Below are 20,439 nucleotides of genomic sequence, written 5' to 3' on the forward strand. Positions count from 1 at the left end.
CAATGGTAAATATTAAAGCGACTCGGTAGCACCGACTTTATGTCGGGTCTAAAGCGCAGCTTATTAACGTGCTATACAGGGTAAATTATGCAAAACAAAATTAACGATGTCGTTATTGTTGGTGGCGGCACAGCAGGCTGGATGACAGCCAACTTACTCGCAAGGGTGTTAGGTAAAAGCATTAACGTGACTTTACTTGAGTCAGATGACATCGCGACAGTTGGGGTTGGCGAAGCGACTATCCCACCGATTATGCAATTCAACCAAGCCATTGGTGTGAATGAGCACGATTTTATGCAAGCGTCTAAAGCCACGATTAAGCTTGGGATTCAGTTCGAGAATTGGCTAAAACCTAAACATAATTATATGCATGCCTTTGGTAGCATAGGCAAAAACTTCCCGTTTTGCGACTTTCATCACTTTTGGTTAAAACAGCAAAACAAAAATGACCAAATCAATAACCTCACTTATTGGGATTTCTCACTTAACTACCAAGCCGCTAAACACAGCAAGTTCCAAAAGCTTAAACACCTTCCCAACACCAATTTACCGGGTATTGCTTACGCCTATCATTTTGATGCGGGGTTATACGCCAAGTTTTTAACTGAACACGGTAAGCAGCAAGGGGTTAATCATCTCATCGGCACGGTAAAACAAGTAAATCAAAACCATGAAACGGGTTTTATCGAAAGCCTATTATTAAATGACGATACCCTGCTTAGCGGCGACTTATTTATCGATTGTACCGGCATGCATGCCCTACTCATAGAAAAGACCCTCAGTACGGGCTATGAAGATTGGTCACATTGGTTACCGTGCGATCGCGCTATGGCAGTCCCAAGTGAGAACGCAGAAACGGTTGTGCCTTACACACGCTCTATTGCTCACCATGTTGGCTGGCAGTGGCAAATTCCGCTGCAACACAGAACAGGTAATGGCTTAGTGTACAGTTCAAAACACATGAGCGACGAAAAGGCCAAACAAACGCTGCTTGGTAATCTGCCGGGCAAACCATTAAGTGACCCAAGAATTATAAAATTTAGAACCGGTCGTCGCAGAAAAGTCTGGAATAAAAACGTCATCAGCATTGGTCTATCAAGTGGCTTTTTAGAGCCATTAGAGTCGACCAATATTCATCTTGTGCAAAGTGTGGCAACGCGTTTACTCAAGTTCTTCCCACACAATGGCATTAGCCAAACCTTAGTCGATGAGTTTAACCGCTTGTGCAAAGCCGAAGTTGAAGGCATTCGCGACTTTATTATTTTGCATTACAAGTTAAATGCACGAACCGATAGTGCGTTTTGGCGACAGTGTCAGCAAATGGACATTCCCGACTCACTCAATACTAAAATTGAGCTATTCAAACAAACAGGCAAGGTGCACTGCGAGCCAAACGATTTATTTACCGAAATCGCTTGGCAACAAGTCATGCTTGGGCAAGGTATTACGCCTGCTGATACCCACCCGCTGGTTGATGGGTTAAGTGACGAACAAATCGAAGATATGATGGAAAGTTTGCGAACGCTGGTCGATAAAACCGTCGAAAACATGCCAACTCACCAAGACTTTTTGTCTTCCTTAACCTAATCGCTCTCCAAATAATGCCAGGTACAGGTCACCCTTGTACCTGATAAGCACCCAAAGTATTACCAACCCGACAAAACAATTAGTATTCAAACTATTTATTTAGACTATAAGCAAGACAGATAAATACACTAACACCATGAAAAACATAAATATAAGCACTTTGACCCCTGACTGAAATATTAAAATTTCGTTACAGCACTTGCTATCAGCATATAAAACCAGTAGTCTTTTTAGCACAAATTCTTTGAGCACTAACTAATTTAACTTAAATTGTTATTTAAAAAGTTAGTCGCTTGTCAAAAAGTCCGTTACGCAATTATTCATTGCGACATGACCTTTTCGGCTCAACCAAACCATGGTTAGCCTGCCGAAAACGGTTCGATACCTTGCTACTGCGAGGATCACAATCAAATTTTTAATTATTAATTTAACCTAAGTCGTGCATCAGCACCGAGGTATTCATATCTAAGAGTCTTTGACTCACTAGATTTGCTCATCTGCGTTTTGCCCATCATGGTGTTTTCACGTCTTTAAAACTAAGCCCTATTGCGCCGGTAGGAAAAGAGGAACTTGCAGAAAATGAGTTTAACAAACACAAAAAGATTGGTTATAAAAGTTGGTAGCGCATTAATCGCGCCTCAACAAGATGGCTGTAAAGCACGTTACCTGCTTAATATTGCTCAATTTATTGTTAGAGCGCGCGCTCAAGGTGTTGAAGTTTTATTGGTTTCATCAGGCTCTGTTGCCGCTGGTGCACATCATTTTAAAAATCCAGACCGAAGTAACATCGCAATTAAAAAAGCCATGGCTGCAGCGGGTCAAATGGAGATGATGTCAACGTGGGATCGCTTTTTTGATTTTCCATCAGCACAGCTACTGATGACACACGCTGACTTACGTGACAAAGAACGTTATGAAAGTATTCGTCAAACATTGTTTAGTTTACTAAACGAAGGCATTTTGCCAATTATCAATGAAAACGATGCTGTAACAACTGAGCACTTAAAAGTGGGTGATAACGATAACTTATCGGCCATGGTTGCCGCTGCAGCAGATGCTGATACTTTAATTATTTGCTCTGATGTTGACGGTTTATATGACCAAAACCCGAAAACAAACCCTGATGCAAAGTTAATTAAAGAAGTAAATACCATTACGTCAGCGATATATGACATGACGGGTGGTCCAAATAGCGCCGTGGGTACTGGCGGCATGCGCACCAAGCTTGAAGCGGCTGAAAAAGCCACATCACATGGTATTGCGACTTATATCATCAATGGGTTTGATGAAAGTACCTTTAATGCACTACTCGATGGCAGCAATCCGGGCACTTTATTCACGCCATTTAAAAATCCAATGGAAGAAGCCCAACACTGGATGACACACACAGCAGCTGAACATGGCGAGCTGGTTGTTGAGTCTGAAGGGTTAAACCAAAGCGAGGAAATCAATTGCGAAGAGATCCTTTCTATAGAGGGTGAGTTTTCAGCAGGTGAAACCGTGCTGATCAAAAACACCAAAGGGGAACGTTTGGCTAAAGCGAGCAGTAATTACAGCAGCTGCTTATTAAACTTTGTTACACAAAACACCGATGGTATAAATACTAGCCAAATGCAAAATAGTATGGGCCCTATTATTTCGAATAACGATATTGCTGTGTTGGAGAAAAAACAATCATGAGCTTAATTACAAACCTATCTAAACAAGCGGCGAAAGCGGCAAAAGTATTGGCATTACTAACAACTGAGCAAAAAAACCAAGTGCTGCAAGCAATGGCTAATGCACTGCGTGCAGAAACAGATCATATTCTTAGCGCCAACCAAGAAGATTTAGCCAATGCCAAACAAAACGATTTAAGCCCAGCCATGATTGACCGTCTTACGCTTACTCCCGCACGCATTGAAGACATGGCGCAAGGTATCGAAACTATCGTGTCGTTAGACGACCCGGTAGGAAGAACGCGCAGCATGGGCACTCGACCAAGTGGCATCGAAATCAATAAAATGCGTATTCCTTTAGGCGTGGTATGTATGATTTATGAAGCTCGCCCAAATGTTACCTCGGATGCGGGCGCACTGTGCTTTAAATCAGGTAATGGTGTGATCTTACGCGGTGGTAAAGAAGCGCTAGCCAGCTCAATGTCCATTGCCAAGGTCATGCACAAGATTTTAGCTGAGTTTAATCTGCCTGAAGCGCTTATTACTGTCGTACCAGATCCAGATCGCGGCTTGATGATGGAGTTGATGCAGCAAAAAGAATACATAGACCTAATCATTCCACGCGGCGGTGAAGGCCTTATCAACTTTGTGACCGAAAACAGCACTGTACCTGTCATTCAGCATTTTAAAGGCGTGTGTCATTTATATGTTGATAAGGACGCCGATTTGAACATCGCAGAAGCGCTGCTATTGAACGGTAAAACTCAGCGAACTGGCGTATGTAATGCCCTAGAAGGGTTAGTGGTTCATAAAGACATCGCCGATAAGTTCTTAAATCAAGTAGCTCCTATTTTGCGGGCTGCCAACGTGAAAGTGAATGCCTGTAAACGCGCTGCAGAGTACTTTGATGACGTTACGACTTTAAACGACGATGAGTTTGGTGAAGAGTATTTAGCGCTGGAAATTGCCATTCGTATTGTTGATGACTTTGCAGGTGCAATTGATCATATCGACCAATTTGGTAGTCATCACACTGAAGTGATTTGTACCACAAACCAAGAAACGGCCACGCTATTCCAACGCAGTGTTGATGCATCTGTGGTTATGGTGAATGCGTCATCACGCTTCAGTGACGGCGGTCAGTTAGGTCTAGGCGCCGAAATTGGTATCGCAACGACTAAACTACATGCCTACGGCCCTATGGGCTTAGAGTCATTAACCACTGAAAAGTATTTAGTGAATGGTACAGGCCAAGTGAGAGATTAATTTGCTTGCAACAACATTATTTTGAGCTTGATGAATTAAAATTTTTTAAGCGCTGGTTTTTCAGCGCTTAAACGAGCTAGCACAAAGTAAAGCTAAAGCGGCTTAAATGACAAAGTTTACCTCTAAAAATGCTCCCTCAAAGGTTTCAACTATTAACGATGACAGGTATCCACCAACGTAACTGCATTTCTCCCATTGGTCTAAATGGGATTGGAAAGTAACTGACAATATCAGGTTTATCTTCATCTCTTTCAAATCCAGTAGAGGCAAACCATTCACCATATATATATCGATTCGTTTTCATTGACGTTTTATAGGTGCAAGTGAACTCGGCATATTTCCCAGCTGGCACCGTAAATTGTTCGAACTCATTTAGATGCGTATCTGTGTCTAGCTCAATGCCTAGAACATCTAAAAATTCATCACGTTGGCCATGCTGAGTTGGAAAGTAAGCCGATAACATAGATGACTGAGTAACAAGGCTTGGCCTACCCTGTTTTAGCTCAGTAAGCGCTTTATACTTTTCTGTATTGACATAAGTCTTCCAAAATTTAGGCCCTTCTTTGACAAAGTCATCAAACTCAAAACGTTTACTTTTTCCTACAATTTTAAACTCTGGTACGTCAATCATTCTGTAATTCATGCTGTCACCTGTGTGTTTTTCTATACTGTAACTGAGCCGTTTAAAGGCTGAGAGCTTTACATTATCAGACCGCACGCAACTTGGATTAATACCGTGATAATGACGGAACGCCCTTGTAAATGCGTTTGGCGATTCATAGCCATATTGCAAGGCAATCTGCGCAATATTGCTTTCAGTATGCATCAAATCTGCAGCAGCTAAGGTCAACTTACGCCTTCGAATATATTCTGCACAAGTCACCTTGAAACAAGCAAAGAACATCCGATGAAAGTGATACTTTGAGCAACAAGCTACCTTTGCAACATCTTCCAATTTGAGCGAACTTTCTAAATTTTGCTCAATGAAATCAATTGCACCAGACATTCTCTCTAACCAGTTCATTTTCATCCCCTCAAATATTAAAAACTATAATAAAGTAATGAGCATTTCACTGTCTCACCTTTTCTTGCTATTCGTCGTTTCTTAATGTTTAAAAGAACAAGTCAAAATCAATGTATTGTTTGAATTGGGATTGTTTAACGAAGTTAGGTGCTCACAAAATGGGGGGAGTAATAAGCGTTTTTTATTAATTGAACAGCATAGAAAAGAGATCTTGATAAGACTCAAGATCACGCATTTCAGATGTCATTAATTTGCTCGAGGTAAGCTTCACCATACTTTGATTAAAAGTCTACAGTGTGTTTATCATTAATGTTTCTCAATGCAGTCGAGTGAGGGCATAACCCTTTGTAAGTTTAATGTCACCGCGAATGGTAATTGCATGTCTCCACTCTTTATAGCTCTGAAAATAAAAATCAGCTTTTTCTGACACACGAATACTCATTCACACTGCTCATTCTTTGATTAAGTAAATCGATTTGTAAAAACTCAGGGGCACTTGGCCCCTGAGTTTTGTATTACAGCATATACGGGTTGTTTGAACTACTGCCCTCTTCTTTGCTGGGTAAGTGTTCAAGCTGAGTGAGTTTGGCAACAATGCCATCAAGCTTGCTTGATATTGCTGGGTCTAGCGCTTGATGTTTATCAAGATGCTGAACAAAGCTTGGCAGTGTCACTTGTAGCAACTCTGTAAGTGCCGTTAATGACTGACCTTCGCTGCTTTGTTGTTGCGACTGTGCAGTATCAAACTGAGTATGCAGCCCCTCTAGCCTTTCAACCAGTTGGCTTAACACCGCACTATGTTGTTGCTCACTTTGCTGGGCTTGTTGCTCAGCATGTTGGTTAAACTGTTTACTGTTTGCCTGTAAAGCCGCTTCAGCTTGAGACAGCCTGTGCTTGAGTGCATCAAATTGCGTGTTCAATTGCATGTCAAACTCCGCAGAAGCACTCGCCGCATTGTGCGCTTTAAAGTCTTGTATGCCCTGAGTAAGCGAGGTCACACCCTGTGTTAAGACTTTATTGAGCTGCGATGAAGACTGAGCCTGACTGTTCACTAAGGCATCTTGTAATGCTTGTAAGTCCGACGCCTTGGGTTTGCCTTCGGTATTGGCAAGCAGCGCTTGGAAAACGTCAGTATAGTTATGACTCAGCTGGGTTTTATTCAGCTTATTAGCAATCACATTAAACGCCTGTGCAATGTCCACCAGCTTATTGGCCGTAAGCTCACCACTTTGCTGACTTTGTGCAACTTGGTTTTGCAAGGTCTGATTAATACCGTTCAGGCCCTCATTAATTGCCTCAGCACTCTGTTGGTTTTGCTGTGCGCCAATTAACTGCGCTAACGCCTCTGAATAATCAAAGCTTAAAGTATCTTTGTTCAAGTTACCCGCAATTGCTGTCATAGCGTTATTTAATCTGGCTAGCTCTTCGACAGCTAGGAGCGCTGGGCTGCCTGCGTCATTCGCTCTATTGAGTCGTTCATAGTCACCACAAATTTGCGCCCAACGGGATTGCTCTTCATCCGTTAACGTACCGCGGATGGTGCCCAGTTTAAGCAAGTTTTCTTCACTGCCTTTACTGAGGGTTTGTGCTTCGCCACGGTAATGATCGCGAATAAGGTTTTCGAGTTCGTCATCGTTCATAGCTGCAACGACTTTTTCGGCCATCTTATTCATGTTTCGATAACTGCCTTGCAGTTTAAACGGTGGCTCTACGCGGTAGTCATTATCTTGTGCGGCTGAGGCAATGTACTGGGCATTCACTTTTAATACGGTGTCGCGAATGGTCAGTAATTTTTGTAACACCGAGACAATTTCGTTGGCTTGTGCTTGTGAGTAACCGTACTCTAGCTCGTTTAACGAGATATCTTCACCTTCGGCAATACGTACCAACTTGTATAAGTCTTCCATATTGCGGTTCGCCAATGGCGCTAGCACGGCATTCGAGGTCAATGCGTTTTCTACAAAACTCATGGCAAATTCTTGCTCACACCCACTGAGTGTGTCACCTAGGTTGTAGATGTCGGCACGGTTTGCCAACATGTCTGGGATCTTAAAGCTTTCACCTGACTCGGTATAAGGGTTACCGGCCATCACCACGGCAAATTTCTTACCGCGCAGATCATAGGTTTTACTGCGACCATTCCATACGCCATCAATACGACGAGAGCCATCACACAATGAAATAAACTTTTGTAAGAACTCAGGATTAGTATGCTGAATATCATCGAGATACAGCATGACATTATTACCCATTTCAAAACTTTGATTTATCTTTTCTATTTCTTTGGCTGCGGTGGCATTAATGGCCTGCGATGGATCGAGCGATACTTGATCATGCCCTATCGACGGACAGTTCACTTTCACAAAGGTTAAACCTAAACGGTTTGCAACATATTCAATTAATGTGGTTTTACCATAACCTGGTGGAGAGATGAGCAACAGCATACCCATTAAGTCGGTACGCTTATTACCACCTGAGGCACCAATTTGCTTGGCGAGGTTATCGCCGATGATCGGAAAGTAGACCTTATTAATCAGCTGATTTCGAACAAATGAACTCAGTGGTTTTGGCTTAAACTCATCAAGCTGTAAACGCGCTTTTTGGGTCGCTAAAATATCACTTTTAAGTGATTGGAATGCAGAGAAGCCAGTCACATGCTGCTCAATATAGGCATTAGTACGGGCAAAGAATGCCGCATAATCAAGATGTAAAGTTTGATCTTGAATCGTACGATGCTGTCCCATTAAACCCGTTACTTGCTCAGATACATTGGCATCGTGGGTATAAAACCCTGCCAGTTTGTCATTGCTCAGCAACACCGTAGTCGCCGCTTCAAGGGCGATGTTGATGTTAAATGTGCTGTTTTGGTCATTACTGCTTTGCATTTGGCTCTTTTGCGAATAAGCCACTAACCAACTGAATAATAATTTAGCTTTGTCACTCACATTGCTTGCCGCTTTTAGGGCATTTTGTAACTCACCCCAAAAGCCTTTGCTTTTCGCACTGCTTTGGAACTGCTCAGCTAAGTTTTTAACTTTACCTGACACAATAAACTTTGCTTCAGTGTGCTTTTTAGCTAATTCATCTAATAGATATTGTGCACTTAACTGCAGCGAAAAGTCATTAAATACCGCACAAACATCCGCAATTTGTTCTGAATACGCTTTAATGTCTTCAGCTAATTGCTGAATTTTAGCATTATAAAAAGCGGCATCATTAAACATGGTCTGCATTAAATGCGCTTGCTTGGCTGACTGCTGCAATGCTGTAAACGCTTGTTTTGACAGTTGCACTGCATAAAGCTGCGCAACAATCCGTGAACCAACCGGATAAATCTGTAAATCTAAAGCCCGCTTTTGCACTAATAGATTCGTTAAAATCGCGCACGCATCATGATCATGAATGCCCTTTTCGTATCCTTCTTGATACCTTGGCTCGGCAAATTTTTGTACCAAAGTCAGCAATTCATCTCTTTGAACCGCCTCATTCAATACATCAAAATTTAAGCCTTGCTCACCTTTATTGGCGCATGCCAAAACCTGAGCCGCCAAGTATTCACCACGATAAACATCGGCATTTTCAGAAACAAGGTTTTGCTCCCAATAGGCTTTACCCGTTTCAAGCTGCGAACGAGTTGCTTGATCTGGAATTGGCTCAAAATACTCAGTACCCGTGAGGTGCAGCATCAAGGTATCGTCACGAGGCAAAAGCGTTAAATCAAGAGCTTGTTTGTTAACGCTAAAGCCGTGCTTGCCTATGTTTACAAGGTTGCCACCTTGCACATAAATGTCTTGTTTATCACGTAGGGCACGAATGCCCTGATCTTTGCATGACTTCAGCTTAGATAAAATATCATCCGCTTTAATTTCATCGCCAATCTCTTGCAGCTCTTGGGTTAGCCCGCGTAGCTTGCTGATCATCGGATCTGACGCAAAGTAACTGTTGATCTGTTCAAGCTCAGTAAAGCTTTGCGAACGTCGAGTCACGCCTTGTAAAATACGTTCAGCGGCATTAGCAATGTTTAAAGCTCTACGCTGGCGCTCTTCCATCAACTGTTGTTTATGCGCTTCAAAGCTTTCGTATACATCGTCGCGCTTAGCCATGATCTCGGCTAAGTATTCGTCGTACTCGCTAAAGTGAGACTCAAGTTCTTCTAACTGAATTAATAGTCGCGACAGTTGTTCGTCACACTGCTCTGGGGTTTTGGCATTGTTTAAGCTGCTGGTAATACTCTGGCTAAAGAGTTTAAAGCGTGCCGAAAACTCCGCCTTAGCTTCAACAGAGCCTAAGCTCTTGCGGCGAATTTCAATGCTTGCTTTGGCACGGTTAACCAGGCCATAGACACCGCTGACATCTTCAAGGATTTGCGTGCGAACGCGGCTGTCTTCGATGTCTAAATCGAGCATGGTGTGGTTAAGTAAGTCGAGCTCTTCGCTTAGCGTATCTAGCTGAGCTAAAAAGCCATTTAACTCAGTCACCGCTTCACTTTTTTCAGAGGCAGCAGTGAGCTCATCAAGCTTGTTATGGTAAGGTGCAAGCGCCTTGTCTTGTTGTAAAAACTGCGCCGTTGCTTGACTGAGCTGTGCGGTTTTTTCATCAACGGTTTTAAGCTCAGCTTTTAAACCTGCAAGGTCAATGTATTTCACCTCTTCAAGGCTGATGATTTTGCCTTTTAATAGCTTTAATGCATCTAACCCAGCGACAAATTCACTGGTTAACTTAAAGCTATCGGGGCGAATATCGCGTAAGGTGTCGACCACAGTTTGCTTTATATCAGCAAGAGACTTTAACGCCGTTTCTTGAATTTGTTTTACTTTTTCAAATTCATCAAGCACTTGCTCTGAGGTTTCAAAAATCTCATGTATAAGCGCGGTGAGTGCCTCGAAGTCTGCTAACCAATGATATCTATCAAGCACACTCCGTGCTTGTGCGATTAAGGCTTCATAGTGGTTGATATTTGGGTTTTGTTCACTGATGGCTTTGCAAACCGAGTATAAGTCTGAAATACCACGAACTAAGTCTGGGTTACCTATTTTGCCTAGTATGCTGGTTGGTGCTGGCGCATTTGCGGCAAATTCGACAGAGCAAAATGGGCTTTGCCAAATTTGAATGGGGTGAACACGCTCAGCTTCTTCTTTATCCGCTTTGAAAGTCAGTGTTAAACCATCGTCATACACGCCATAACCATGGCAGTAGATTGGGTTTTGTAGATTCTTTTCTATTAGGTTATAGGCAAAGAGTGCGTAACGACCTTCATTTGGCTCGTAAAACACATACAGTACATCTTCACCGTTGGGTGATTTAACCTGACGATGAAACTCTAGTTTCTCGATTTGATCATCAAAGTAGCGCGTTTGACCCGACTGCAGATAGTACCCACCCGGAAAAATAATACCATGGTCATCTGGCAACTGAATACAGGCATCGCCAATGGCATCTTGGCGAGTAACCGCTTCAGTGCGGCAATTGAAAATAAAGAAGCGCCAATCTTTTTCACGGTACGGCAGCACTTTAAGTAGAATGAGTTCACCTACTTGAGCGTATTCAAGCTCACAGTCGGCCAATGACTGATTTTTATCTTCTACGGGCTCTGAATAGATCCCCTCACCACTATCGGTGTTATTTTCGACTTTAATGGTTAAGTCGCCACCTGTGGTTTCGACAAAGATTTTGTCGAGCACATTAATATGACCAAAACGGCCTTCAACATGATCGGCACGGTCGGTTTTTACCCATTCAAAGTCGTAGTCTTGCTTATCTTGTAAGTCTCGCTCACCGCGATTGTCGATATACTCAAGGGTGTTATCAGCTGCGATCTCCCAACGAAATACGCGAACATCAGTGAGTTTTTCACCAATTTGGAAGCAGGCAAATACTTTGCCCGCTTGTTGGAATAAATGCTGTAAACGGGTTTCTTTGTAGTAAGTGTATAGCTCTTCAAAGTCTCTTAAAAATCGTGGATTTGTAAGAAACTTAGTTTCGCTCGGATAAGGCTCTACTTCATAGTGATCGTCCTGCTCAACCAGTTTTTGAACAGTGAATACATCACTCACATGAATGTTTTTCTTTAATCCCAAGAATACGTTGTAAGCAAAAATTAGTTTATCGCCAATTAAGACAATGTCTCTTGGAATACAGTTGTGCTCTGTACGAACACGGGCACGGCCTTTTACTTTCAGCTCAGTACTACCAAAAGTATCAACGCGTTGTTGGTTTAAATCATCGGCGAGAGAACGTAATTGTGTACCTGAGTTACTCAATCTACGTTTAATTAAGTCATAGGAGCCCTGTTCGAGCGCAGCTTCATTTGCTGGATCTGCCATAATCTCTTTGTCCTAATAATCTTTAAAGAAGTTGCCCTCACAAAAAGGGCAAGGTACGTGTAACAAGTGAAGTGTTGTCGTAGCTGAGTATGTGTCGCCGTAAACGACGACCTACAATTAAAACCCTATTCGTCTGTAGGTTGGTGTTTAGCCCAACCTACATAGTTTTCACAAACAGTATTTTGTTCAGGGTAAACCACTCGCTACTTAGCTGCGCTAGTCTTGCTTTTCAACTTCTTTGGCATTGCCGTTTAACAATGAGCCGCCTAACATACCTAATAACTGCTGCTTTTCAGTCTCTGATGAGTTACTAAGCTGCTGCATAAGTTTGCTCATGCTAAGGTTTTTCATCGTTTCTGACGACGCGTTCGCACCCGCTAACACCCCTTTTAGGTCATCCATGATGTTTCTGTCACCGTTTAAGTGATCTTTAAACAAAGTTTGAACTGTTTGGCTTTCATCGACTAAACCATCGATTGATTTACCTACAGTAATGGCTTTCATGAACTGGTTGAAGAACTGACCGTCACCACCCATGATGTTGATATCTGCATTACCCAGAGTCTTAGATAAGATCTCAGCTTGGTTCGCTGCAATGTCTTTTTCAATGTCTAGTTTCGCAAGCGTTAGCTCTTTTTGCTGATTCAGCTGTAACGTGAAGCTCTCGTAATCACGCGCATCTTGATCCATGGCATTAAGCGCTTGTAGTTTCTCTTCAAGACCTTTCGCTTCTGCTGACATTCTGCGTTCAAGGTTGATTGCTTCTGCTTCACCTTGCTTCTCAACAGCTTCTGCCATAGCAGTTTGTACTTGTGCATCTGCAAGACCAATTTCACGCTTACCTTCAGCTTCTGCTTCAAGTTTCTGGCGCATCACGACTGCTTCTGATTCACCAATGTTACGTTTACCTTCTGCCTCGGCAGCCAATTTTTGTTGTAACACTCTTGCGTCTGTTTCACCTTGAATTGCGCTTGCTTCTGCTTTCGCTTTGATAACATCGGCTTCTGCAAGACCAGATGCAGCAATTTCTACTTTTTCAGCTTCGGCTAAAATTTTCTTAGATTCGGCTTTTTGGTTTGCAATACGAAGCTCAGCTTCTGCCATTTTCTCTTGCTCACGCGCTTTAAATTCAGCTGCTTGCTCTTTGGCTTTAGCTGACTCGATGTCTTTCACTAGTGCTTCTTCAGCTTCTGCACGAGCTCTAATAACAATTGCTTCTTTTTCTCGCTCAGCTTCGGCTAGTACTTGTACATCTTTGATACGCTCTTGCTCTTCAGCCACGGTTTTCTCTACCGCGACGCGATCACGACGTACATCTGCAATTTCTTTTTGCTCAACTTCTAGCGCTTTTTCTTTATTAATACGCAAGATAGACGTTTCTTTTTCGCGATCAATCGTCTCAATCTCACGCGCTCTGGCTACTTTTTCTTCTTCAATCGCAAGCACACGTAAACGGTTTTGCTCAGCAATGTCTATTTCACGTTGTTTATTTTGCTCTGCGATTTCTAACTGCTCGTCAGTTTTCAGTTTTGCCTCTTCGGCTTTTAAGCGCTCTTCTTGTTTTACACGCTCAGCTTCTGAGGTTTCACGCGCACGCACGGTTTCGATTTCACGTTGCTGTTTAGCTTGTGCATCTTCTTTTTGACGTTCAATTTCTAGTGATTTCTCAAGTGCTTCTTGGTTTTGGATCTCGATTTGCGCTTTCTCATCACACTTCAACTGATTAGTTTTAACATTCTGCTCTGCGGTTTTTTCGGTGATACGGCGAATACCTTCTGAATCAAGAATGTTATTAGGATCTAGCTTATTGATTGAGGTTTGCTCAAGATAATCAATGGCAACGTCTTCAAGGGTATAACCAGATAAGTCTTGACCAATGACTTCTTTGATTGAATCACGGAACTCATTACGGTGAGTAAATAGTTCTTCAAAATTCATTTGTTTGCCCACTGTTTTTAGGGCTTCTGAGAATTTAGCTTCGAATAGTTCTTGTAACGTTTCTGGCTGAGAAGCGCGTTCACAACCTACTTGCTTTGCAACGCGAAGAATATCGTCTTTGTTTTCGTTGACGCGAATATAGAAGGTAATAGCAATGTCTGCACGAATATTGTCTTTACAGATCAGGCCGCTATTTTCACGGCGCTCTAGCACCATGCGCTTGGTTGAAATATCCATCACTTCCATTTTGTGAATAACCGGGTATACAATGCCGCCTGTGGTGGTGACATCTGGCTCATTTTTCATTTTATTGATAATAAGCGCATGACCCTGATCTACTTTACGGTAGAACTTACCAACAATCATAATAACGGCAAAAATAACCGCGATTGCAACGCCAACAACTGTTAAAATCGGTCCTAAATTATTAAGAAATTCCATGTTTTCTTCCTAAATTGTGTTTTCTTGACTGGTATAAATCCAGTCTATTTTCCCAAGTGTTTAATTTTGTGTTTTAAAAGTGTGTTACCAAGGCTTTTCAACCACGGTGTAAGTGTTAGCGACATCGTTGTGTTCAATTAACACCGCAATATCACCCAGTGAGAAGGCTTTATCTTCATCACACCTAATTTCTATTAATTGCTCTGTGCCATTGATTTGAACTTTGCCCTGACCAAAGCTTGTAGTGACCTTACCTGTCGCAATGACACATTCCAGACCAATAAAATCACTCTTAGACGCAGCCTCTTTACTTTGAAAGAACTTACGCAACGGCTTTACTAATATGGCTGTGACAAGCAGTGAGACAAAAAAGCAGCCCAACATCATGGCAATACCCAGCACATAAAACATCACACCATCACCTAATAAGTAGGCAAAGAATTTGTGCGCATAGAAGCTACAGAACCAGCTAATCACAATCGCTAAACTTAGCGACACGGTCAGTGGTACGCCGCCGAACCCTAATGACCCCGAATCAGATTCACCTACATCCACATCGACATCACCTTCAAGCATGTCGATATCAGCAAACCCCAGTAAGGCAATTGACCAAAAGCCAATGACTATCAGCAATAAAGTACTGAAAATGGCTGTGGGGAAAGTGAGTGCAATGTTTAAAAATTCCATAAGCTTCCTATGTGTTTATTAATTTTCAGAGGCTAGCTTTGTTTATTTTGCTCTGTAAATTGGATCAGCAAGTCGGCCACTTGTTGCTTGATTAAGCGCTTTTTACGCGCTTCATCCGGTTCAACAATGCCGAACTGCACTCCGAGTTGATTTAGCTCTTCATCGCTTAAGTTAAAGCTCAAACGTTGTCGGGTCTTTTTTGATTTGACTTCAAGGCCAAGAATTCGGCGGATCATGTCTGAGGGGGTCACCTCATCGTCGATCGCCTGCTTCTTGATATGTTTTTGCACCTCTGAACTAAGGTCAAAGGCAAGCTGTGTTGCCCTAACCGCGCGCTCCTGCTTTTGCCAAGTATCCTTCTTGATGTTCATGGTATTTAACTATTTTTTTTCGCTTTAATGCGGGCGAGAATATCGGCGCTACTATCATTGGTTTCACCAATACCAGCGGCTTTCATTTTCTGTTCTAATGATTGCGCTTCATCGGCTAGCTCTCTTTCAGCGGCCAATCTGTCTTGACGATCAGCTTGGCGCTGTTTGATTCGTTCAAGAGACTCTTTTGCCGAAGCCATTGAAGAATCACCTGCAGTCAAAGTGTCGCTCACAGCTAATGTTGCTTGCTGTACACTCTCTGTGGTTTTAACAATACTCAGTTGGCGCTGATTTTCTTGTAGTTGCTTTTCAGCATCTTTGATCTGTTGCTTCAATGACGCAATATGCTGTTGGTACTGGCTTAGAGTGGGCGATTGCGCAGCCTTTTCTTCTTCAAACTCAGCAATTTTACCGGCAATTTCTAATGCTAATGGCTCTTCGCCTTTGTCGAGTGCTTGAGAAGCAAACTCTTCATGTTGTGCAATCTTATCTTCTAAAGTTTTGATATGACGCGTTAGCTGCATTTCTTTAGCCATTACTTCTGTTAAGTTACGTTTGGCAGCGGTAATGGCTTCTTTGCCTTCATGGATCTCTTGTTCAAAAATGCGAATGGCATTGGCATCAACAATGCTTTCACCTGCTTCACGAGCGCCACCCTTAACTGCTGTAAATAGTTTTCTTAACATGCTCATAATTAACTCTCCTTTTACTCGACAAAGTATTCGCTGACAGCTTCTAATGCATCAATAGCATTACCAGATAAAGTCACTATTTCATGACTTAGCTGCTCAAAAGTGGAATTGGTAGACAAAGCACCAAAAATGGCGACTTTATTATCTATTTTCGCAAATGCACTGAGTGGCATTGGCACATTTAAACGCAGCAAGGTGTCGTTTAAGTCTGCGCGTAATTCAGCTTTAACTTCTTGCTCTTCAAACAAGTAGCAAATACACAAAACTTGCTCATCGGTTTGAGTAACAAAAATAGGTAATTCATCGTTGCCATCAACAATGACTTGCAGCACATCTTGACCAGTACGATTGATAAAAAATGATTCGAAAGAAGCACCATCGGCTTCTTGCTTAGAAAGTTGTAGGGCGAGTTCATTGAGATCCATGTTCGCGATTCCTTAAATTTCTTTATCCTAAGAAAATAGCAGCAAGGTTTTTATCGATTGCTGCATCCTTGTTTCTCAAATTCGCACAACATGACATATTATGTCAATGCTTTTTTTATGAACAATTGAAGTTTAATTTTTACGCCTTAATGTTAGGTTAAGAATTTTTACTCTAGATCTAACCTAATTATTAGAAACCTATAGTAACCACTTACTTTCGATTGGAATGAACTTACTTGAGCTATTAATCAAAGAGTTTGCTGTGAGTTGCTCAACCCCAATCGCCCATGTTTCGATATCGTGTTTAGCTGCCACTTTTTGCATCAATAAATCAAAATCACCGTCACCCGACAACAAACAGATCACGTCTACATCTGGTGCGTGTTCAAGTATATCTATAGTGATCCCCACATCCCAATCACCTTTCGCTGAGCCGTCTTTGCGCTGAATAAAAGGTTTGAGTTTTACATTAAAACCTATATGTTTGAGGGCTTTTTGAAACTTATGCTGTGAGTCGTCGTTTGGGGCTATGGCGTAGGCGTTTGCGAGAGTAATATCACCCTGTTCAGACAAAAACTGCCAAACTTTTCGGTAATTAAGTTGGCGTGAAAACGCGTCTCGAGTGGTGTAGTAAATATTTTGTACATCGACAAAAACAGCAATTTTTTTCATTTGGCGCTCAGGGCAATTTAAAACCCCATGCTAACCAAAAACTTGCCTAGATAAAACCAAAAGAGGCTCAGTTACCTAAGCCTCAAAGCTATCATGTATTAATCACACATAAAGTAGCGATTTGTAAATGCGCAATCTTTACCATTCCAGCATGAGATAGCACCGGTTCTGCAATCTGCTCGATTTGTTGGAATACAATCAGGTGTATCAGAATTGAAGTAACCACCAGCCACATTTGGGGTAGCGGCGTTAGCGAGTACTTTTTCAGATGTTAAGTTTTTCAGCTTTTTTTTGTTCAGTTTCATAATAAATATCCTTTTAGTGCCGTTATTGGCAAAAAAAGTGTAATGAAAAAACACAGATTAAGTAAACACTCCAGTAAGAATAAGTAATTATAAAGCGAGGTAAGTTTAAGTAATTTAGTGCTATTGAGTATTCATAATTAATGAACCAATCACACTATGCAGTTTATTAGCCTTCAGCAATGCTCAAGTTAAGTTAGAGAAAATATTTTAAGAAAGGTTTATAATGCGCCGGTTTTAGTCATCAATTTAGTGTCATTATGAAAGAGCAACACTCACCTTACTGCGCCATCGGCTTATTCAACCCTAAATCACCGACGAATGTTGGCGGTATTATGCGTGCTGCTGGCTGCTATGGGGCCAATGAGGTGTTTTTTTGTGGTAAACGTTATGCCATTGCGGCAAAGCACCAAACCGATACTAAAAATGTGAGTGAGAAAATTCCGCTTACTCAAGTTGAAGATTTAACTCAAGCCGTTAGCCAAGGCATTCCTATTGTCTGTGTGGAACTTGTTGAAGGGGCAACGCCACTGCCTTTGTTTGAGCACCCAGAGCAAGCATTATATATATTCGGCCCAGAAGATGGGAGTTTGCCACAAGAAGTGGTCGATAAAGCCAGTGCGGTAGTTTATATGCCAACCACTGGTTGTATGAATCTAGCCGCTACGGTTAATGTGCTTTTATATGACCGCGCAGCAAAACACACCCAGCAGTTTAATAAACAGCAAATTTTAGATTCACGAGATAACAACAATCGACTGAAGTTTAAGGCTTAAATTACAAATATCTACACAGAGGTTAGGTTGCAATAACACCCCTGACTCTGGGATATCACGGTTGCACCAGTCCTAGCTAATTGGCTTTTTTCAATAAATGGCTCAACCAATCCATCCCCCTCAGTGCAAAACATGCCTGACGAATATGGGCCGAAATAGTTTAACTTGCCGAATTTGTCGATCACCGCAACCGCAGGTACTGAGGGAACAAACGCTTTTAGTATGCTCGGATCATCTAGCGTGACAGTGACATTGTTCAACTGGTGTTTTTCAGCAAGCATTTCTACCGAATTAATATGACTTTGCGCTACAGTCTGACAAAAGCAATCACTGCGTTGAAAATGGATCACACTGCCAGCAAGTTCTAAATTATGTTTTGATAACGCTTCAATAAATACAGTATCGAAAGATAATGACAGCGCCGACTGATGTAATACATTTTGAGGGTCAAAATGTTTGGCTTTATTACTTGCCGCATATAAGACTGCAAGTAATAAACCCGCAGTCCAAAAAATTAATAGGACTGGCAACCACTTAAACTTCAAATCGACTCATTTCCTGATTTAAGCTGTTGATTTGCTGCTGCATACTTGCAAATTTTTGTCCCATTTCGACCGTAGAACTTTGCAAGTGCTTTGAATTACTCGCAAGTGACTGAGTTGACTGAGAAATGCTGTCAGATACGGTTGTTTGCTCCTCAGCAGCACTCGACACAGATGCCATATTATCAACAATGCTTTGAATACTTTGCACAACACCTGACATCATACCTGATGCTTCATTAGCTTGCGTCACAGTACCTTGCGCTTGCTCTAAACACTTAGCCATTTGATCGACAGACAAAGAAGCCTCAGAGGTTAAAGATGCCGTGATATCACTTATTTGTTCGGCATTTTCACGGGTCTTCATAGCCAGCTTTCGCACTTCGTCTGCAACAACCGCGAACCCTCGACCATGCTCACCTGCCCTTGCAGATTCAATCGCCGCATTTAAAGCAAGTAAATTTGTTTGATCAGAAATGGATTTAATGGCGTTCATGACCTCTTCAATTTGATTACATTTGTTAGCCAGCTCGCTGATTGTGTTTGAGGTATCTGCTAACTCTTGAGTTAGAGCATCTATATTTTGACCTGAGCTGTCGATAATCGCTCTAGTTTTATCTGTGTTAATAAAGGCGTCATTGGCATTGTCATTTGCACTGGAAACCTGACCAGATACATTGCTACTAGCAACCGTCATTTCTTCTGTCGCCGTTGCTATTAAGTTGATTTGATTGGCATTATCTTCGCTAGCGCTTTGTGCTTGAGCGGTAAGAATGGCAACTTCCTCTGCCATATTTGCCACGGAGTCTGATACCTGTTTCGATTGTGTAATCAAACTAGAGAATGAATTAATCAGCTTATTAAAATCAGCCAGTTGCTCTGAGTCACTAGGCTGATAGCTGGCTAAATCAAATTTACCATTATTTGCCAAAATGGTTTTAACACTGGACGATAAATCATGTGCAGCAACCGCTTCTCGGTGAGAATGTTTTGCTACATACATCAACACGCCAGCTTCGACAACGGCGAATAGAGCATGGATCATCAAGATGTAAAAGAGCAAATGACCCTCTTCGAATATGAATACACCAGAGTCTTGAATTTGCATGGCAAAGAACAAAATATGGTGAACAGCAACAAAACCCACACTCGCCAAAATAACTTTCCAATCTCGGTAAAAGCTTAAGAATGCCAACATGACAAAGATTTCAAAGTGTAGCTCTGTTAAACCCATTGTCTGCTGAATATGGAGAGCAGCAAAAACCTGAACAGCCACACCGACGCTGTATCTAGTTATAGGAGATTGCGGCGCGCTCTTAATGAGAAATAAAGGGAGACTCAGCGTAAACAAGCCAATGACAATGGCCTCAAACCAGGTTTGAGTGAAAAAAGCGATAAAGAGGGAGAGTAAAAACTGCGCAACTAATACGCCAGAGAAGATTCTGTTCGCTTTACTTATCCATGGGTAATCCATTCCTATCTCCAATAGAGTTTAGAATATTTTAATTTAATAAGTATAAGCTACGTTTACAAAAACGCTTTGGATTGAAGTTTTTTCTTTGCTCAAGACTGTTTACTCAATATATGTTCAAAACAGTACCTGAACTAGATAAGTTGGCGAGAGTTTACTCTACTGAGCACTATAAACTCCCTTGTAATATTGGTGATGCTGATGATTGAAAATTTATTTCTGATTGATGAAGGGTTAAATAGGTTTTTGATAAACCTTGACCTA

15 protein-coding genes are annotated in these 20,439 nt (G+C 41.8%); 4 read left to right on the forward strand and 11 right to left on the reverse strand.

Annotated features, from left to right (window positions below; genetic code table 11):
• The first annotated feature begins 87 nt into the window (after window positions 1-87).
• The 3 genes from C1E24_RS03990 (at window position 88) to C1E24_RS04000 (ending at window position 4,511) form a co-directional block, all read left to right on the forward strand.
• Entirely contained in the window at window positions 88-1,587 is a 1,500-nt protein-coding gene (locus C1E24_RS03990) for a tryptophan halogenase family protein (RefSeq protein WP_138478962.1), read from the forward strand.
• Window positions 1,588-2,166: 579 nt separating this feature from the next.
• Window positions 2,167-3,267, forward strand: coding sequence for a glutamate 5-kinase (gene proB / locus C1E24_RS03995; RefSeq protein ID WP_138478964.1), 1,101 nt, complete (start codon window positions 2,167-2,169; stop codon window positions 3,265-3,267).
• Entirely contained in the window at window positions 3,264-4,511 is a 1,248-nt protein-coding gene (locus C1E24_RS04000; RefSeq protein ID WP_138478965.1) for a glutamate-5-semialdehyde dehydrogenase, read from the forward strand. The genes proB and C1E24_RS04000 overlap by 4 nt, the downstream gene beginning before the upstream one ends.
• Window positions 4,512-4,656: 145 nt before the next feature.
• Here the strand turns inward: C1E24_RS04000 and C1E24_RS04005 are convergent, their stop codons facing one another.
• The 9 genes from C1E24_RS04005 to C1E24_RS04045 form a co-directional block, all read right to left on the reverse strand.
• Window positions 4,657-5,535: an AraC family transcriptional regulator gene (locus C1E24_RS04005; RefSeq protein WP_171040765.1), complete on the reverse strand. Its 879-nt coding sequence runs from the start codon at window positions 5,533-5,535 to the stop codon at window positions 4,657-4,659.
• A gap of 515 nt (window positions 5,536-6,050) precedes the next feature.
• Window positions 6,051-11,858 (reverse strand): DNA repair ATPase, encoded by a 5,808-nt coding sequence (locus C1E24_RS04010; protein ID WP_138478969.1) that lies wholly within the window; start codon window positions 11,856-11,858, stop codon window positions 6,051-6,053.
• A gap of 216 nt (window positions 11,859-12,074) precedes the next feature.
• Window positions 12,075-14,237, reverse strand: coding sequence for a flotillin family protein (locus C1E24_RS04015; protein ID WP_138478971.1), 2,163 nt, complete (start codon window positions 14,235-14,237; stop codon window positions 12,075-12,077).
• Between the two features lie 84 nt (window positions 14,238-14,321).
• Complete coding sequence (locus C1E24_RS04020) at window positions 14,322-14,924, reverse strand: DUF1449 domain-containing protein (protein ID WP_138478973.1); 603 nt, start codon at window positions 14,922-14,924, stop codon at window positions 14,322-14,324.
• Window positions 14,925-14,956: 32 nt separating this feature from the next.
• Window positions 14,957-15,295, reverse strand: a complete 339-nt coding sequence (locus C1E24_RS04025) for a hypothetical protein (RefSeq protein WP_138478975.1) — start codon at window positions 15,293-15,295, stop codon at window positions 14,957-14,959.
• 5 nt (window positions 15,296-15,300) lie between these two features.
• Complete coding sequence (locus tag C1E24_RS04030; RefSeq protein ID WP_058031981.1) at window positions 15,301-15,987, reverse strand: PspA/IM30 family protein; 687 nt, start codon at window positions 15,985-15,987, stop codon at window positions 15,301-15,303.
• A gap of 14 nt (window positions 15,988-16,001) precedes the next feature.
• The gene (locus C1E24_RS04035; RefSeq protein WP_138478977.1) at window positions 16,002-16,412 is read right to left on the reverse strand and encodes a DUF2170 family protein; all 411 of its coding nucleotides are present in this window, start codon (window positions 16,410-16,412) and stop codon (window positions 16,002-16,004) included.
• A 198-nt stretch (window positions 16,413-16,610) separates the two neighbouring features.
• Window positions 16,611-17,084 carry an NYN domain-containing protein gene (locus C1E24_RS04040; RefSeq protein ID WP_138478979.1) on the reverse strand — a complete coding sequence of 158 codons (474 nt, stop codon included), beginning with the start codon at window positions 17,082-17,084 and terminating at the stop codon, window positions 16,611-16,613.
• Between the two features lie 98 nt (window positions 17,085-17,182).
• Window positions 17,183-17,389 carry a hypothetical protein gene (locus C1E24_RS04045; RefSeq protein WP_138478981.1) on the reverse strand — a complete coding sequence of 69 codons (207 nt, stop codon included), beginning with the start codon at window positions 17,387-17,389 and terminating at the stop codon, window positions 17,183-17,185.
• 257 nt (window positions 17,390-17,646) lie between these two features.
• Between C1E24_RS04045 and C1E24_RS04050 the strand changes: the two genes are divergently transcribed.
• Window positions 17,647-18,162: an RNA methyltransferase gene (locus C1E24_RS04050; protein WP_138478983.1), complete on the forward strand. Its 516-nt coding sequence runs from the start codon at window positions 17,647-17,649 to the stop codon at window positions 18,160-18,162.
• Between the two features lie 11 nt (window positions 18,163-18,173).
• On the opposite strand, the gene C1E24_RS04055 is transcribed toward C1E24_RS04050, so the two are convergent.
• Window positions 18,174-18,707: a DUF6436 domain-containing protein gene (locus tag C1E24_RS04055; RefSeq protein ID WP_138478985.1), complete on the reverse strand. Its 534-nt coding sequence runs from the start codon at window positions 18,705-18,707 to the stop codon at window positions 18,174-18,176.
• On the reverse strand, window positions 18,697-20,178 hold the full coding sequence (locus C1E24_RS04060; RefSeq protein ID WP_138478987.1) for a methyl-accepting chemotaxis protein: 1,482 nt from the start codon (window positions 20,176-20,178) through the stop codon (window positions 18,697-18,699). The genes C1E24_RS04055 and C1E24_RS04060 overlap by 11 nt, the downstream gene beginning before the upstream one ends.
• Between the last annotated feature and the right edge of the window lie 261 nt (window positions 20,179-20,439).

This window comes from Pseudoalteromonas phenolica, assembly GCF_005876835.1.
Taxonomy (GTDB): Bacteria; Pseudomonadota; Gammaproteobacteria; order Enterobacterales; family Alteromonadaceae; genus Pseudoalteromonas; species Pseudoalteromonas phenolica_B.

Bases quoted from the DNA above. Each gene is read 5' to 3' on its own strand.
- C1E24_RS03990 (WP_138478962.1), top strand. From the start codon at position 88: ATGCAAAACAAAATTAACGATGTCGTTATTGTTGGTGGCGGCACAGCA.
- proB (WP_138478964.1), top strand. From the start codon at position 2,167: ATGAGTTTAACAAACACAAAAAGATTGGTTATAAAAGTTGGTAGCGCA.
- C1E24_RS04000 (WP_138478965.1), top strand. From the start codon at position 3,264: ATGAGCTTAATTACAAACCTATCTAAACAAGCGGCGAAAGCGGCAAAA.
- C1E24_RS04005 (WP_171040765.1), bottom strand. From the start codon at position 5,535: ATGAACTGGTTAGAGAGAATGTCTGGTGCAATTGATTTCATTGAGCAA.
- C1E24_RS04010 (WP_138478969.1), bottom strand. From the start codon at position 11,858: ATGGCAGATCCAGCAAATGAAGCTGCGCTCGAACAGGGCTCCTATGAC.
- C1E24_RS04015 (WP_138478971.1), bottom strand. From the start codon at position 14,237: ATGGAATTTCTTAATAATTTAGGACCGATTTTAACAGTTGTTGGCGTT.
- C1E24_RS04020 (WP_138478973.1), bottom strand. From the start codon at position 14,924: ATGGAATTTTTAAACATTGCACTCACTTTCCCCACAGCCATTTTCAGT.
- C1E24_RS04025 (WP_138478975.1), bottom strand. From the start codon at position 15,295: ATGAACATCAAGAAGGATACTTGGCAAAAGCAGGAGCGCGCGGTTAGG.
- C1E24_RS04030 (WP_058031981.1), bottom strand. From the start codon at position 15,987: ATGAGCATGTTAAGAAAACTATTTACAGCAGTTAAGGGTGGCGCTCGT.
- C1E24_RS04035 (WP_138478977.1), bottom strand. From the start codon at position 16,412: ATGGATCTCAATGAACTCGCCCTACAACTTTCTAAGCAAGAAGCCGAT.
- C1E24_RS04040 (WP_138478979.1), bottom strand. From the start codon at position 17,084: ATGAAAAAAATTGCTGTTTTTGTCGATGTACAAAATATTTACTACACC.
- C1E24_RS04045 (WP_138478981.1), bottom strand. From the start codon at position 17,389: ATGAAACTGAACAAAAAAAAGCTGAAAAACTTAACATCTGAAAAAGTA.
- C1E24_RS04050 (WP_138478983.1), top strand. From the start codon at position 17,647: ATGAAAGAGCAACACTCACCTTACTGCGCCATCGGCTTATTCAACCCT.
- C1E24_RS04060 (WP_138478987.1), bottom strand. From the start codon at position 20,178: ATGGATTACCCATGGATAAGTAAAGCGAACAGAATCTTCTCTGGCGTA.